The organism is Pseudomonas corni (genome assembly GCF_057128765.1).
In genome coordinates this window covers 219,071-235,079 of the sequence record NZ_JBSKHW010000009.1, presented here as the reverse complement: position 1 = coordinate 235,079, position 16,009 = coordinate 219,071, and the positions used below count along the sequence as shown (strand labels likewise).

Sequence of the window (16,009 nt, the reverse complement as noted above, 5' to 3'; positions counted from 1 at the left end):
TGAGCGCGCCTGCTGCCGGGCAATGCGCAAAAAATTTGAGCAGTGCGGCCCGTCCGACACTTGCCGTTATTTCCGTGATTGATGTTGTATGAAGAGGAATTTCCATGGCCAATGTACGCCCTAAAGCCGACGTAGTGATCGTCGGCCTCGGCTGGTGCGGCTCGCTGATCGCCGAAGAACTGACCCGCGCCGGGCTCAACGTTGTCGCGATCGAACGCGGCCCCTGGGTTGAAACCGCCACCGATTTCCCGCCCTCGGTCGACACCGATGAGTTGCGCTGGGACACCCGCCGCAGCCTGCTGCTGCCGGCCGCCATCGAAACCACGACCTTTCGCAACAACCGCACCCAGACCGCCTTGCCCACCCGTGACTGGAACCTCAACGAGCTGGGTTACAACGTCGGCGGTTCGGGTACGCACTGGGCAGGCATGGCCTGGCGGTTCTTGCCGTTCGACTTCGAGCCCTACAGCTACACGGTCAAGCGCTACGGTAAAAAGCAGCTGAGCGACGGCCTGATCGTTCAGGACTGGGGCGTCACCTACGACGACCTGGAACCCTTCTACGACCGCTTCGAGAAAATTGCCGGCGTGTCTGGCAAGGCAGGCTTGCTCAACGGCAAGCAGATCGAAGGCGCGAACATCTTCGAAGGCAACCGCACCAGTGAATTCCCGCTGCCGCCGCTGGCCACCACGCGCCTGACGGACCTGTTTACCGAGGGCAGCAAAAAGCTCGGTCTGCATCCGTTCATGGTGCCTGCCGGTCAAGCGTCCCAGGCTTACACCAACCCGTTGGGCGTGCGCATGGGGCCTTGCACCTACTGCGGTTATTGCCTGTATTACGGCTGCGGCAACTTCTCCAAATCCAGCCCCAATGCGTGCGTGGTGCCAGCGCTGATGCAGCGCAGCAACTTCACCGTGCTGACCGAATCCGCCGTGCTGCGTGCCAACCTGGCCGAAGACGGCAAGACCGCGACCGGCGTGACCTATCTGGACCGCAACCGCAAAGAATGGGAACAGCCGGCCGACATCGTGATCTTCTCGGCCTTCCAGATGCAGAACGTGCGCCTGTTGCTGCTCTCCAAAATCGGCACGCCTTACAACCCGGAAACCCGCAAGGGCGTGGTCGGTCGGGCTTACTGCTTCCAGACCGTGTCGGGCGCCAACCTGTTTTTCGAAGACCAGCAGCTCAACCAGTACATCGGTGCCGGCGCCCTCTCCGCTCAGGTCGACGACTACAACGGCGACAACTTCGACCACACCGGCAAGGGCTTCATCGGCGGTGCCGGCATCCTGGTCGTTGCCCGTGGCGCACGCCCGATCGGTAACGCCGACGCCGTGCCACCGGGCACGCCGCGCTGGGGCAGTGACTGGAAAAAGGCTTACACCCACGCCTTCCAGAACGGCACGTTCATCTTCGGCCAAGGCACCAGCTACTCCCACGACGAAAGCTACCTGGACCTGGACCCCGAATACAAAGACGCGAACGGCGATCCGCTGATTCGCGTGACCTTCGACTACAACGAAAACGACCGTCGTTCGGCCAGGTTCATCGAAGACAAGAGCGTGGAAATCGGCAAAGCCATGGGCGCGAAGATCGTCAATGGTTTCGACTCGGCGGCCATTCACTACGGGCCGTACCTGCCCGCCAGTGACCACACCATCGGCGGCGCCGTCATGGGCCTGGACCCGCAAACCAGCGTGATCAACCGCTATCAACAGAGTTGGGACGTGCACAACGTCTTCGTCCTCGGCGCTTCGTCGTTTCCCAACAACGCCGGCTACAACCCGACCTCGACCATTGGCGCCCTGAGCTTGTGGACCGCCAAGGCGATTCTTGAGCAGTATCTGGCCAAGCGTGGCCCTCTGGTGGAGCTGCCAACATGATGACCGGCAAAACCTTCGCCGCCAGCACCTCACTGGCCGCCCTGCTGCTGCTCAACATCGGCATGACCCAAGCGGCAGACGCGATTGCCACGCCCGGCCAGCAGAACGGCACCAGCCAGGGCGTTAGCGCACCGGCTACCAACGAAGACCCGGCCGTGACCCGAGGTCGCTACGTCGCCATCGCCGGTGACTGCGCCGCGTGCCACACCGATCCGCACCAGGGTAAACCCTTCGCGGGGGGCTACGCGCTGGAAACCCCGTTCGGCAAGTTGTTGGCAAGCAATATCACCTCGGATAAAACCACCGGCATCGGCAGTTGGACAGAAGCCGAGTTCACCCGCGCGGTGCGTGAAGGCAAGGGCCGTGAAGGGGAAAATCTGTACCCGGCCATGCCTTACAACGCTTACGTGAAAGTCAGCGATCAGGACATGCATGACCTCTGGGCCTACATGCAGACCGTGCCGGCCGTGGACAGCAAAGTGGTCTCCAACCAGCTGCCATTCCCGTTCAACATCCGCCTGATGATGATGGGCTGGAACCTGCTGTTTTTCGACAAGACGCCCTTCACCCCCGTGGCGGACGGCTCGGCGCAGATCAATCGCGGCGCCTATCTGGTTCAGGGCCTGGGGCACTGCGCGGCTTGCCATACCGAGAAAAACTTCCTCGGCGGCGACAAGAGCGGCTTCTTGCAGGGCGGCGATCTGGCCGGCTGGCATGCGCCGGAAATCACCGGCAATCGCTACGTCGGCATTGGCAGCTGGACGCCTGAGCAGATCGTTCAGTACCTGAAAACCGGCAGCAACCACATTGCCGTGGCGTCGGGTCCGATGGCTGAAGCGGTGACCAACTCCACTCAGCACATGACCGATGACGACCTGATGGCCATCGCCGGTTACCTGAAAAGTCTGCCGGGCTCTGACGCCACCAAACCGCAACCGCTGGCCGCCACTGAAACCGCCATGAAGCAAGGCGCCAACGTGTATTCGGCCAACTGCTCGGCCTGTCACAACAGTGACGGCAAAGGCATCAGTGGCCTGGCGGCAGGTCTGGCCGACAACCCTGCGCTGCAATCGATCAACGCGCAGACGCTGATGACCACCGTACTGCAAGGCGGTCGCGGCGCCGTGACGCTGGACAATCCAACCAGCGGCGCCATGCCGAGCTTTGCCTGGAAACTGTCCGATCAACAGATCGCTTCGTTGCTGACTTACATCCGCAACACCTGGGGCAACGCGGCGCCCGCCGTGAATCCCGATCAGGTCGCGCAGGTGCGCAAGGACCTCAAGCTGCCTGCCCAACTAGGCGCCACCAGCGCGTCCAATTAAGAAGAAGTGAGCGGCCGGGGTTCGCCCCGGCGCTTTGCGAACCACCTCATCGGAATTTATCCAATGCCACGTACTATTTTTCACGAGGCGCGTCAGCGTCGTGCGCTCGTTTTGTTGATGGGCGTCTGTGCGGCGTCGAGCTGGGCGGTCAGCGCGCAGGCGGCCGATGCCTTCGCCGTCGATTCGCCGTGGATGTCCGGCGATTGGGGCGGTGTGCGCACCGACCTGCTGAATCAGGGCGTCGACATCAAGATGGGCTACACCGGCGAATCGGCCTCAAACGTGCGCGGCGGCTACCAGAAGCACGATCACGTCACCCGTTACGCCGACCAGTTCAACCTGGGCGCTGACATCGATCTGCAAAAGCTGCTGGGCTGGAATGACGCGGCGTTCAGCCTCTCGATCACCAATCGAAACGGCGACAACATCAACGACAAGATCAGCGATCCCCGGGCCACCGGTCTGGGCTCGACTCAGGAAATCCAGGGCCGTGGCGCTGTCACGCGGCTGAGCGAGTTGTGGGTGAGCAAGGGCTGGTTCGACGACGCGCTGAACATCAAAGCCGGTCGCTTTGCGGTGAGCGATGATTTTGCGGTGGAGGATTGTACGTTTCAGGCTCTGGCGTTCTGTGGATCGCAACCGGGCAACTACGTGGACAGCATCTACAACGGCCCGATCAGCCAGTGGGCCGCGCGGGTTCGCTATCGTCTGAACAGCGAGTTGTACGCGCAGATTGCCGCGTTCAACATCAACCCCTCGGACCTGGAAAACGACAACGGCTTCAAGCTCAACGGCGCTGGCACCACCGGCACGTTATTTCCGGTTGAGCTGGTGTGGGCGCCCAAGGTCAATCAACTGCCGGGCGAATACCGGGTCGGTTACTACCACAGCACGGCCAACGGCACCGACGTCTACAAGGATGAAAACAACCAGCCGGCCGCGATCAGTGGCAATGATTACCGCAGCGATTCGAGCCGGCACGGTTTCTGGCTGGTGGGCAAGCAGCAGCTGACTTCGGTGGATGGCGACAGCTCGCGCGGTCTGACGGTCAATGCCAGTGCCACGTTCCAGGATCGGGCTACGACACCGGTCGACAGCTATCAGAAAATCAGCCTGACCTACAAAGGCCCGTTCGACGCGCGTCCGACCGATACGCTGGGCTTTGGTATAGCGCGGATTCACGCCAGCTCCCTGTTCCTGCGCAACGCGCGCACCGGCAACGCACAAAGCGGCCTGAGCTACGACGATGCAGGGTTCTTGCCCGAACAACATTCCGAGATCGCGACCGAACTGAACTACGGCATCCAGGCCACGAAATGGCTGAACGTCATGCCCAACGTGCAATACATCAAAAACCCGGATGGCGTGCGCGAAGTGCAGAACGCACTGGTGGTGGGATTGCAGGTGCAGTCGCAGTTTTGAGCCGTGCCTGATCGTTCCTCACGCTCCGCGTGGGAACGATCAGAGTCAGCCCCCTTAGCGATGAATAAACGTGGGAGGGAGCTTGCTCGCGATGAGGCCAATACATCCGCTGCATCTTCTATCAGCTGGATATAGAATCGCGAGCAAGCTCCCTCCCACATGTGCCCTGCAACCGAGTCAATCCGGATTTTCAGCGACTCAACATTGCTGCCCCGCCACCCACCGAGCCTTCAGCATCCGGGGTGATTTCCTTGGGACGGCGCAGTTCGCCGACGATGAACATGTAGCTGATGAACGCCCCGGCGGCATTGAGCGCGACGTAGATCAATGCGCCGTTGAACGAGCCCATCGATTGCACCATGTAGCCGATGACCAAGGGCGTGACGATCCCGGCGACGCTGCCGAAGGTGTTGAAGATCGCCCCGTTCATCCCGGCGCTGCGTTTGGGTGACACGTCAGAAATGATCGCCCAACCCAGCGCGCCCATCCCTTTGCCGAAGAACGCCAGCGCCATGAAGACCACCACCAGCGTGTCGGTTTCCACGTAGTTGCACAGGATCATGCTCATCGACAGCGCCATGCCGATGTAGATCGGCACCTTGCGCGCCCGGGTCAGGGAGACGCCTTTGCGCAGCATCCAGTCGGACACCAGCCCGCCGCCGATCCCGCCAATAAAGCCAAAAATCGCCGGAATTGCTGCCAGCAAGCCAGCGTTGAGAATCGACAGCCCGCGCTGCTGAACCAGATACACGGGAAACCAGGTGAGGAAGAAAAACGTCAGGGTGCTGATGCAAAACTGCGCCAGGTAAATCCCCAGAAACATCCGCTGACCCAACAGGCCTTTGGCGCTGGCCCAGGTTTCGCTCCAGTTCTGTTTTTTACCTGCCGAAACCGGGTGTTCCTGCAAACCCGCGCCGCCGTTGCGGATGGTTTCCAGCTCGACACTACTGACGCCGCCATGGTCCACCGGCGCCTTGATGCGAATGATGAATACGATGCCAATCAGGATACCGGCCGCGCCCATCACGTAGAAAATCCACGGCCAGCCCCAGCGCGTTGAAATCCAGGCGAGCAAGGGTGTGAACACCACTGCCGCAAAGTACTGCGAAGCGTTGAAAATCGCTGTCGCCGTGCCTCGCTCGGCGGTCGGAAACCACATTGAGACGATTTTGCTGTTGGCCGGAAAACACGGTGCCTCGGCCACGCCGACCATAAATCGCAGGGCGAACACCGCAAAAAAAGCAATACCGACCGGCATCAGAGCAACGCTGCCAATCGCGGCGGTGAACAACGACCAGACAATGATCGCCAGCCCCAACACCTTGACGCTGCCGAAGCGGTCAATCGCAAGCCCGCCTGGCAATTGCAGGAGCATGTAGGCCCAGGCAAACGCCGAAAACAGCCAGCCCATTTCCGAATGACTCAGCCCCAGTTCCTGAGAAACGCTGGCACCGGCGATGGAAAGCGTGGCGCGGTCGCCTTGGTTGACAATCATCATGATGAACAGCAGCAGGATGACTTCGTAGCGGCGGTGTTCTGCGATAAAACGTCGTAGCGAGTCTATTTTTTTCATTATGGTCTCGATGCCGTGTGTCTTGGGTCAGCAGCGACGGCGCTGCGACAGATCGGCCGCAAGGCGCCGCCGGATCAACGTCGGGTTTCGCGGATGATGGCGTCCGGGCGTTGCTTGATTTCAGGTCGCAACGCCGTGCCCAGTCCCGCCACAGTGGGCGCCAGCGCGTGACCAGCGGTGATCTGCGGCAGATGGGTGACCAGCTCGCCGTACCAGGTCGACAACGACGCGCGCACCACCTCTTGCAGCACAGCAGTAGGTGCGTGCAGCCCCAGTTGCAGGCCGGCAAAAAGTGCCACTGGCCCGGTGCAGTCATGGGGAGCCAGTGGCTTGTTGTAAACCTGCGCCAGGGCAGCGATCTTGCGCGCTTCGGTGAAACCACCGCACCAGACCAGGTCCAGCATCAGGTAGTCCATCGAACCGGCCGCCAACAGATCGCGATAGGCCACGCTGCCGCCCAGGGTTTCACTGGCGCAGATCGGCACGCTCGTGCGGTTACGCAAATCGGCCAGCGCCTGGGCGTCGTCCATTTTGCACAGCGGATCTTCCACCCAGTACGGGTCGAATTCTTCAAGCGCCTGGCATATGCGCAAGGCCGCGCTGGTGTCCCAGAGGCTGTGCAGCTCGCACATGATTTCGATGCGATCGCCTACTGCCTCGCGGATCTGGCGGAAGGCTTCGACGCCTTTTTTGACCTCGGCCAGACTAATGCTGTTGGCGCCCGCCTGGCGCGCGAACTGATCGAAGGGCCAGATCTTCATCGCCGTGTAGCCCTCTTCCACCAGGCTCACGGCCAGGGCGCCCGCGTCGCGACTGAACGCCAGTTGATCGTCGTAAGGGCCTTGAGCGCGATCGGCGCTGGTGATTTCCCGGCGTGCGCCCTGTTGGGTATTGAAGTCGTAGCCGGCGCAGGTGTTGTAGACGCGAATCCGGTCGCGGCATGCGCCGCCCAGTGCTTCATAGATCGGGATGCCGTGGCGCTGGCCCTTGAGATCCCAGAGCGCGATATCCACCGCACTGGCGGCGCGGATTTCGGCGCTGGCGCTGTGGTAGCCGACGTAAGGCGTGGTCAGCTCCAGGGAGATGCCTTCGATCTGCCGCGAGTCGCGACCGATCAGGCCCGGTGCGATCAACTCGTGCACAGCCGCTTCGACAGTCGCCGCACCGCGAAAGGTTTCGCCCAGGCCAATCAGCCCCTCGTCAGTCTCGATCTCCAGCCAGATCAGCTTGGGACGTTCCGGCAGACGCAATGTTCTTACGCAGGTGATTCTGGACATTATTGTTATCCTCAAAATCTCTTGGCATCTAATGGTAGCGTTACCATTTGCTGGCAAAAATATATAGGAGTCTGCGCATGGAGGCAATAATGGTTGATACACGAACATGACTTTAGACGGATGGTAACGCTAACAGATAGAACCTCTGTTGGAGCGAAGCTTGCCCGCGAAGCTGGTGACGCGATGGAACAGGCACTGCGCGCGTAATTCTTCGCAGGTAAGCGAGGCCCTACGGTGATTCGTCTCCAGAAACCCGCGCAGTACTTTCCCGTTCTATAAGACTAAATCCGATGTCTTGGATGGTGATCGCGCATTGCTCACCCTTTAACCGTTCAAGCAGCATCAATGCCGCGCTGTCGCCCATCTGCTGACCATCGATTCGCACGGTGGAAAGCGACGGAAAGGTGTGGGCAGCAAAATTCATGTCGCCAAAACCCATCACGGCGATGTCCTGCGGCACCTTGATGCCTCGAGCAGCGGCTTCAGTCAGCACGCCGTGGGCGATGGTGTCGGAGGTACAGACGATCATCAGCGGTTTGGCCGCCGGCTGCTGCGCCCGATCAAAAAGCGCAGTTAAACCTTCGCGCCCGTGGGCCAGGGTTGGCAGGCCTTCGTACACCTGCTGCGGCACATCAGCGATGCCCTGCTCTGCCAGGGTTTTGATGAAACTCTCGGCGCGGCGCAAACCTCGGGGGTCGTTGACCGCCAGCAACGCGAAATCCCGATAGCCCTTGCCCAGCAGATGATGCGCCACGTCCCGGCCGACCTGTTCGTGGGAGAACCCTACCAGCATGTCGATGGGTTCGCGGCTCAAGTCCCAGGTTTCTACCACCGGCACTTTTGAAGCGCGCAGACGATGACGGCTGGCCGGTGTGTGCAGCGTACCGGTGAGGATGATGCCGTCGGGACGGCGACTGAGGATGACTTCGAGCAGCTCTTGTTCGTGCTCGGTCTGATAGCCCGAAACGCCTAACAACACCTGGTAGCCGGCCTTGGTCAGACGGTCGTTGATGGCCTGGAACGTGTCGGAAAAAATCGGGTTGGTGACCATCGGCAACACCACCGCCACCAAGCGGCTGCGGCTGGACGCCAGCGCCCCGGCCAGTCGGTTGGGCACGTAGCCTGTCTGGTCGATGGCGCGCTGCACTTTGAGGCGTGTTTCTTCGCGCACGGTTTCTGGCTGATTGAGGCAGCGCGAAACGGTCATCGGTGCCACGCCCGCCAGGCGCGCTACGTCGCTCAATGTGATACCGCCGGCCAGTCGGTGCTGAGTGCCTGGAGCTTTTCCCGCCATCTTTTTATAGGTTCCCAACGGTTGAGGCATGTACAAAGTGCCGATGCTATCAGCGTTGCGGCCCCCGGCCTAAACCGATTGCTCGGGACGCGGATGGTAAATGCAGTGCCGGGCATTCGAACAGATTGTTCAGGCCACCGGGACAAACCTGCGCAAGCGCAAAAATACGCTGAGCAAAAACGCTCAAATGCCACCTGCCACGGTCTGAGCTTGAAGAAGCAAGCTGCACCGGCATGACTGTCGGCGATCCCGTGGTCAAGACACGATGGCAACTCCAGATGGCGGAACAGCAGTTTGAATGGCAGAGATAAAAGTGGCGGCCTGTTATGAGTGATTCTTTCGATCTTCCCGTCGGCGGCGGCAACATGGGGCGCTTGCTTCGAGACACCGACTGGTCGTCCTCCAGCATCGGCCCGCGCAGCAGTTGGTCCCCCGGCCTTCTGGCCTCGATGAGCATGATGCTCAACTCCGCCGAGAGCGTTTATCTGGTGTGGGGCCCCGAGCAGTTACTGTTTTTCAACGACGCCTTTCACGCCGTTTTGCCGGGTATCCCCGACAAAGCACTGGGCCGCCCGGTCCGCTCGGTGCTGGGCAGCGCGTGGGAAGAAATGTCTCCGTACGCCGAAAAAGCACTGGCCGGCGATAGCACTCGAATCAAGAACCAGTTTCTGACCATCAGCCGCAACGGCCTGAGCGAAAACACCTGGTGGTCGCTGTCGTTCAGCCCGCTCTACAGTGAAACCGGTGTGGTCTGCGGCCTGTTTTGTCAGATCGACGAGACCACCGAGCAAATCCGCGCTGAAGTCCGACTGGGTGAAAGCGAGGCGTTCACTGAGCGAGTCCTCGCCAGCATCAACGACTGCATCAAGGTGCTGGATCTGGACGCCAAACTGACGTTCATGAGCGAGGGCGGCCAGCGCATCATGGAAGTCAGCGATTTCAACGCCATTCGCGGTTGTCCGTGGCCGGATTTCTGGCAGGACCAGGGCAATCAAGACGCCAAAGCCGCCGTGCTCGCCGCCAAGAACGGCCAGAGCGCCAGTTTCATGGGCGCCGCTCAGACCCTGGCCGGCAACTGGAAGTGGTGGCACGTTCAGGTGAGTCCAATCTTCGGCAAGGACGGCAAACCGGAAAAGATTTTGTGCGTGTCCCGGGACATGACCAGCCTGCGCGAGGCCGAAGACGCGCTGCGGGCACTCAATGACTCACTTGAGCAACGCGTGCTGGAACGCACCCAGGATCGGGACCGCATGTGGCGGTTGTCCGCTGACCTCATGCTGGTCGCCCACTTCGATGGCAATATTTTTGCGGTGAATCCGGCCTGGGGCCAAGTGCTGGGGTACGCCGAAGAGAATCTGGTCGGCACGCCGTTTTTAGCATTGGTGCACCCGGATGATCTGGCCCAGACCACCGCTGCGGCCGACAAGATGAGCCGGGGTCAGGTGTTCACCGGGTTCAAGAATCGCTATCGGCATGCGGACGGCAGTTATCGGATGATTGCCTGGACGGCCGTGCCGGACAACGATTTCATTCACGCGGTGGGTCGCGACATTCAGGAAGAGGAACAGGCAAAGCAAGCGCTGCAACAGTCCGAAGACGCACTTCGCCAGTCCCAGAAGCTGGAGGCCATCGGTCAACTGACCGGGGGCGTCGCCCATGACTTCAATAATCTGCTGACGGTGATCAAGTCATGCGCGGATCTGTTGAAACACCCTGCTCTGCCCGAACCGCGTCGGGTGAAGTACGTTGATGCGATCTCCACCACTGTCGACCGCGCGGCGCGGTTAACCGGTCAACTGTTGACGTTCGCGCGACGTCAGGCCTTGCATCCTGAAGTGTTCAACGCCGGAGACAGCGTTGTGCGAGTGGGCGAGATGATGGACAGCCTGACGGGCTCGCGAATCACGGTCACGATCACACTGCCTGACAAGCCCTGCTTCATCCATGCCGACGGCAGCCAGTTCGATACTGCGCTGGTGAATATGATCGTCAATGCCCGAGATGCCATGGAGGGAGAAGGCAATCTGTCGATTGTCGTGGCAACTGCGCAGCAGCTGCCGTCGGTGCGCTCCCATCCAGTGCGGGTCGGCAGCTATGTCACGGTGGCTTTGAGTGACACGGGCTCCGGCATACCGCCGGAAAAACTGGGGTTCATCTTCGAGCCGTTCTACACCACCAAAGGCATCGGTCAGGGCACAGGGCTTGGGTTGTCCCAGGTGTACGGATTCGCCAAGCAGTCAGGCGGCGAGATTGTCGTCGAAAGCGAATTTGGCCAAGGCACCACCTTTACCTTGTATCTGCCCAGTGCAGTGCCGGGCAGCGAGATCGGTGAGCAGGCGTCGGAATCGCACTCGGCTATCGACCTGGAACTGTGCGTGCTCATGGTGGAAGACAACCACGACATCGGCGTCTATACCTCGCAAACCCTTGAGCAACTGGGGTTTCAAGTGCTGTGGGTGGCAAACGGGCAAGCGGCACTGGATGCACTGGCCAAACACCCGGAAAGCTTTCAGGTGGTCTTTTCGGATATCTCTATGCCGGGCATGAGTGGCATCGAGCTGTTCGGTGAGATACAGGCGCGTTATCCGTGGCTGCCGGTAGTGCTGACCTCGGGCTACAACGATGAATACGCCCACCTGGATCAGGAGCAGACCCGACGCTTCGACGTGCTGCAAAAACCTTATTCCACCGACGCGTTGTCGGCGTTGCTGCAGCGTGTCGTCAGGGATGGGGGGCAGTGATTCATTGCCCTTCGCGAACTGTTTTGCTGTAGGAGCCAACGTGTTGGCGAGACGATGTGAGCGGCGCCTCAGATCGGGCGTCTCGCGAACGAGTTCGCTCCTAAAGGGTTACGCCCTGGCCAACGCACACAAATATAAAACGAAGGCATAAGCTCATAACCATAAGGTATTTAAATATTATTTTTTAGAACTCTATGATTGGTAATTGGCGTCCGCCAGCCTTCTTCCGATCACGAGTCTGCCATGCCCTATTTTCTTCGTAGCGCCAGCACTTTCTTTCGCCGCCCCTTGCTCGCGGGGCTTTTCGTGGCGTTGACCTGTGCGGTCATGCTGCCTGCCGAGGCTCGTGAAACGGTGCGCATCGGCTATCAAAAGTCCTCGACCCTCATCACCCTGCTCAAAGCCCAAGACACTCTGGAAAAGACACTGGGAGATGAGGGCATTGACGTGTCCTGGCATGAATTCCCCAGTGGCCTGCCGTTGCTGGAAGCGTTGAACATTGGCAACGTCGACATCAGCGCTGACGTTGCCGACACCGTTCCCATTTTTGCCCAGGCAGCCCAGGCGAAACTGACCTACTTCGCCGAAGAAGCCCCGTCACCCAGCGCGCAGGCCATCGTGGTCCGTGAAGACTCGCCAATCCAGCAACTGTCGGACTTGAAGGGCAAGAAAATTGCCGTGACCAAAGCCGCCGGTACGCACTACCTGCTGATTGCGGCGCTGAACAAAGCCGGTCTGGCGTTTTCGGACATTCAGCCCGCCTACCTGACGCCCGCCGATGGTCGTGCAGCGTTCGAAAACAACAAGGTGGACGCCTGGGTCACTTGGGAACCCTTCCTTACCAGCGTTCAGCGTCAACTGCCGACCCGCACCCTGGCCGACGGCACAGGCCTTGCTAGTTACAAACGCTACTACCTGACCAGCACCCCCTACGCCAAGGCGCACCCGGAGGTGCTCAAGCGGGTTTTCGCGCAACTGCAACAAGCCGGCAGCTGGATCAAGAGCAACCCCCGTGACGCCGCTCAGGTACTGGGCCCGTTGTGGGGCAACCTTGATGTCGCCACCGTCGAAGCCGCCAACGCGCACCGTAGCTATCAGGTACAAGCCGTAAACGCTGGTCAGTTGGGCGAGCAACAGAAAATCGCGGATGCGTTTTTTGCTGCCGGCCTGCTGCCCAAGGCAGTGGATGCCAAGGACGTCGACATCTGGAAGCCGTAAAGCCAACCGTTGCACGCATCAAATCCCCTGCGCGCGACGCCGTTTATTCCACCCTTGAGCATTCTGAATGAAAGGTCTTAAAACGTTGTCACTGCCCGCAGTCCTGGGCTCCGCTGTGCTGTTGAACGCATTGTTCAGCTTGTCCGCCTCCGCAGGCTTGCTGGAAAAAGGCCGTACTCAAGGTCTGACCGCCGGCATCGCCAACGAGCAGCCCTATGCCTACATTGGCACTGACGGCAAAACCGTGGGGGCCAACGTAGAAATCCTGCAGGCCATTCTCGGCAATCTGGGTATCAGCAAAATCGAAACCCCAATCACCGAATTCGGCTCATTGGTCCCGGGCCTCGCGGCTGGTCGTTTCGATCTGATCGGTGCTGGCCTGTTCATCAACCCCGCGCGCTGCAAAGTGATTGGTTATTCCAACCCGGTCACGCGCTCCGGTGGTGCGTTTATCGTCAAAGCCGGTAACCCGCTCAAGCTGCACAGCCTCAAGGATGTCGCCACCAACGGCAAAGCGCGCCTTGCCACGCAACCGGGTAGCAATCAGGTGCAGGAAGCCAAGGACAGCGGCATCGCCACTGCCAACGTGGTGCTGTTCGACAAGGACACCGAAGCGCTGGCTGCCCTGCAAGCCGGTCGTGTTGACGTGGTGTATTTCCCGGACGCCGAGATCATCAGTCTGGTCAAAAAAGCCAACAGCCCGGCCATTGAACGCGCACTGCCGTTCGATCAGATCCCCGATGCCGAAGGCAAGCCGACCTGGAATTACCACGCCTACGGCCTGCCGAAAAACGACCCGGAATTCACTCTGGCATTCAACGAACAACTGGCCAAGTTGCGCGCGTCTGGTGAGCTGCTGAAGATCCTGCAGAAATACGGCTACACCGAAAACGAACTGCCGCCTGCCGACGTGACCGCCGAGCAACGCTGCAACCGTTAAGCCGCACTGCTGAGCCTTGGGCCTGCGCGCGACGTCATGGACTGACGAGGCGCAGGTTAGAAAACCCTGAGCAAATAACGGGCCCCACCCCATACGAGTACGGCCATGTTGATCGATCCAAATGCCGTGGAAACGGCAGGTTTCATCGCGCGTCAGTTGGCCAATGGCGCGCTGGTAACGCTGCAAATCACATTCTTTGCGCAAATTGCGGTGGTGGTGATGTCATTCGTCATCGCCCTGATGCGCCTGTCGCCATGGCGGGCGCTGCGCTGGATCGCCACGGTTTACGTTGAAATCCTGCGCGGCATCTCGGCCTTGGTGCTGCTGTTTTATCTGTTTTTCATCCTGCCGCTGTTCGGCATCAGCCTGTCGCCCATGACCACTGGCATCCTCGGCCTGGGCCTGACCTTTTCGGCCTATGGTTCGGAGATCGTGCGTTCGGCGTTGACCAACGTCAGCCGCGGCCAGCGTGATGCGCTTCGGGCGCTGGACTTCGACTCGATCACAGCCTTTCGCCGCATCATCCTGCCGCAAGCCCTGCCCTTCATGCTGCCGCCCATGGGCAACCAACTGGTCGAGCTGCTGAAAACCACGTCACTGGTTTCGTTGATCACCTTGAGCGACCTGACGTTTTCCGGTGGGCAACTGATCACCACGCTGGGCCAGCAAACGCTGATCTGGAGCATCGTGCTGGTGTGCTATTTCGTCATGGCCTGGCCGTTGAGCTGGCTGGTCAAGCGCTATGAACAGCGGGTGACGGCATGGCGTCAGGGAGCGGCGTCATGAATTTCGATTACGCATTCGCCTGGTCGATTATTCCGGAGCTGTTTCAGGGCCTGTTGGTCACGTTGCAGGTGGTGATCCTGGGCTTTGTACTGGCCGTGGTGCTCGGGCTGGTGCTGGCTATCGCCCAACGCTCGAAAGTCGGCTTTATTCGCCGCTTGAGCACAGGGTATCTGAGCTTCTTTCGACACACGCCGCTGATGGTGCAGTTGTACGTGCTGTTTTTCGCTTTCCCGTTGGCGGGCATCACCCTGCCGGCGATTTCCACCGGCGTAATCGGTCTGGGTTTGTATTACGGGGCCTACATTGCCGAAGCCTATCGCGGCGCCATCGAAGGCGTACCCGCCGGTCAGTGGGAAGCCGCCAAAGCGCTGGATTTCGATACTGCGACAACCTGGCAACGCATCGTTCTGCCCCAGGCGTTGAAGCCGATGCTGCCGATCCTGGGCAATTACCTGATCGGCATGTTCAAGGAAACCCCGCTGCTGGCAGTGATTACCATCCCCGAGCTGTTCCAGGCCGCCAAGCAGATTGCCGGCATGACCTATCGCTACAACGAGCCGTACACGGTCATGGCCCTGATGTTCCTGGCGATCAGTATCCCGACGTCCTTGCTGTTCAAATATTTCGAAAGGCGCAGTCATGTCTGATCTTGCACACACGCTTCCCGATGCACCGCCGCAAATCATCCTCAAGCAAGTGGTGAAAAACTTCGGCAGCACGCGGGTCATCGATCATCTGGACCTGAGCATTCCGCAGGGCCAGAAAGTCGCACTGATCGGCCCCAGCGGCTCTGGCAAATCCACGGTACTGCGCTTGATCAAAGGCCTGGAAACCTATCAGAGCGGCAGCATCGAAGTGGCCGGTGCGCCAGTGCCCAACAAACAACCGGGCTGGCGTTGGCCCGGATCGAAAAAAGCGCCTGTGGTGCATCGCGTCGGCATGGTGTTTCAGCAGTTCAACCTGTTCCCGCACTTGACCGTGCAGGAAAACATCACCGAAGCGCCGTTTCGCGTGCTCAAGCTCAGCCGTGAAGAAGCGCTGGCGCGCGCCGAGGAGTATCTGCAAATGGTTGGCTTGAGCCACAAAGCCGATGCCTATCCCGGACAACTGTCGGGCGGCCAACAGCAGCGCGTGGCGATTGCCCGTGCTCTGGCGATGCGTCCGCAGGTGATGCTGTTCGATGAAGTGACTTCAGCGCTGGACCCGGAACTGGTGGGTGAAGTGCTGGCGGTGATTCGCTCTATCGCCCACGCCCAGCAGATGACCATGCTGCTGGTGACCCACGAAATGAAGTTCGCCCAGGACATTGCCGATCGGGTGCTGTTCATGGAAGGCGGGCGGATTGTCGCGGACGGCTCGCCCCAACGGATTCTGGTCAACCCCGACAACGACCGCACTCGGCGTTTTCTCAATCTGGTGGAGCAACGCTGACAAGAGGGGACGGAAAACGCAGATGAACGGTGGGTGGTTGGTCAACGTTGGGCGACCGCTGTTCCATTCGTCCGAGACATCGACAATGAGTTAAACGCCCCGCCCAATCGCCAATCACA

12 protein-coding genes are annotated in these 16,009 nt (G+C 60.1%); 9 read left to right on the top strand and 3 right to left on the bottom strand.

The features are described from left to right. Positions 1 to 104 precede the first annotated feature (104 nt). The 3 genes from ACWKV9_RS15995 (at position 105) to ACWKV9_RS15985 (ending at position 4,630) form a co-directional block, all read left to right on the top strand. Positions 105 to 1,883, top strand: a complete 1,779-nt coding sequence (locus ACWKV9_RS15995; RefSeq protein ID WP_483837094.1) for a GMC family oxidoreductase — start codon at positions 105 to 107, stop codon at positions 1,881 to 1,883. Continuing rightward, entirely contained in the window at positions 1,880 to 3,208 is a 1,329-nt protein-coding gene (locus ACWKV9_RS15990) for a c-type cytochrome (RefSeq protein ID WP_483837093.1), read from the top strand. Before ACWKV9_RS15995 ends, ACWKV9_RS15990 begins: the two co-directional genes overlap by 4 nt. 117 nt (positions 3,209 to 3,325) lie before the next feature. Beyond that, complete coding sequence (locus ACWKV9_RS15985) at positions 3,326 to 4,630, top strand: carbohydrate porin (RefSeq protein WP_483837120.1); 1,305 nt, start codon at positions 3,326 to 3,328, stop codon at positions 4,628 to 4,630. A 190-nt stretch (positions 4,631 to 4,820) separates the two neighbouring features. Here ACWKV9_RS15985 and ACWKV9_RS15980 read toward each other — a convergent pair whose 3' ends face one another. The 3 genes from ACWKV9_RS15980 to ACWKV9_RS15970 all read right to left on the bottom strand — a co-directional run bounded on the left by ACWKV9_RS15980 (position 4,821) and on the right by ACWKV9_RS15970 (position 8,774). Beyond that, entirely contained in the window at positions 4,821 to 6,203 is a 1,383-nt protein-coding gene (locus ACWKV9_RS15980) for an MFS transporter (RefSeq protein ID WP_483837092.1), read from the bottom strand. 74 nt (positions 6,204 to 6,277) lie between these two features. Then, positions 6,278 to 7,480: a mandelate racemase/muconate lactonizing enzyme family protein gene (locus ACWKV9_RS15975; RefSeq protein ID WP_483837091.1), complete on the bottom strand. Its 1,203-nt coding sequence runs from the start codon at positions 7,478 to 7,480 to the stop codon at positions 6,278 to 6,280. Positions 7,481 to 7,709: 229 nt separating this feature from the next. Beyond that, positions 7,710 to 8,774, bottom strand: a complete 1,065-nt coding sequence (locus ACWKV9_RS15970) for a LacI family DNA-binding transcriptional regulator (RefSeq protein ID WP_483837090.1) — start codon at positions 8,772 to 8,774, stop codon at positions 7,710 to 7,712. Positions 8,775 to 9,139: 365 nt separating this feature from the next. On the opposite strand from ACWKV9_RS15970, the gene ACWKV9_RS15965 reads away from it, so the two are divergent. From ACWKV9_RS15965 to ACWKV9_RS15940, 6 genes are all read left to right on the top strand, one after another. Continuing rightward, positions 9,140 to 11,515, top strand: coding sequence for a hybrid sensor histidine kinase/response regulator (locus ACWKV9_RS15965; RefSeq protein WP_483837119.1), 2,376 nt, complete (start codon positions 9,140 to 9,142; stop codon positions 11,513 to 11,515). Positions 11,516 to 11,758: 243 nt separating this feature from the next. Beyond that, positions 11,759 to 12,733, top strand: coding sequence for an aliphatic sulfonate ABC transporter substrate-binding protein (locus tag ACWKV9_RS15960; protein ID WP_483837089.1), 975 nt, complete (start codon positions 11,759 to 11,761; stop codon positions 12,731 to 12,733). 67 nt (positions 12,734 to 12,800) lie between these two features. Further along, positions 12,801 to 13,673 carry an ectoine/hydroxyectoine ABC transporter substrate-binding protein EhuB gene (gene ehuB / locus ACWKV9_RS15955; RefSeq protein ID WP_483837088.1) on the top strand — a complete coding sequence of 291 codons (873 nt, stop codon included), beginning with the start codon at positions 12,801 to 12,803 and terminating at the stop codon, positions 13,671 to 13,673. A 105-nt stretch (positions 13,674 to 13,778) separates the two neighbouring features. Continuing rightward, the gene (ehuC, locus tag ACWKV9_RS15950; protein ID WP_483837087.1) at positions 13,779 to 14,459 is read left to right on the top strand and encodes an ectoine/hydroxyectoine ABC transporter permease subunit EhuC; all 681 of its coding nucleotides are present in this window, start codon (positions 13,779 to 13,781) and stop codon (positions 14,457 to 14,459) included. Then, positions 14,456 to 15,106 (top strand): ectoine/hydroxyectoine ABC transporter permease subunit EhuD, encoded by a 651-nt coding sequence (gene ehuD, locus ACWKV9_RS15945; RefSeq protein ID WP_483837086.1) that lies wholly within the window; start codon positions 14,456 to 14,458, stop codon positions 15,104 to 15,106. Before ehuC ends, ehuD begins: the two co-directional genes overlap by 4 nt. Further along, positions 15,099 to 15,890 (top strand): amino acid ABC transporter ATP-binding protein, encoded by a 792-nt coding sequence (locus tag ACWKV9_RS15940; RefSeq protein WP_483837085.1) that lies wholly within the window; start codon positions 15,099 to 15,101, stop codon positions 15,888 to 15,890. The genes ehuD and ACWKV9_RS15940 overlap by 8 nt, the downstream gene beginning before the upstream one ends. Positions 15,891 to 16,009: the final 119 nt, after the last annotated feature.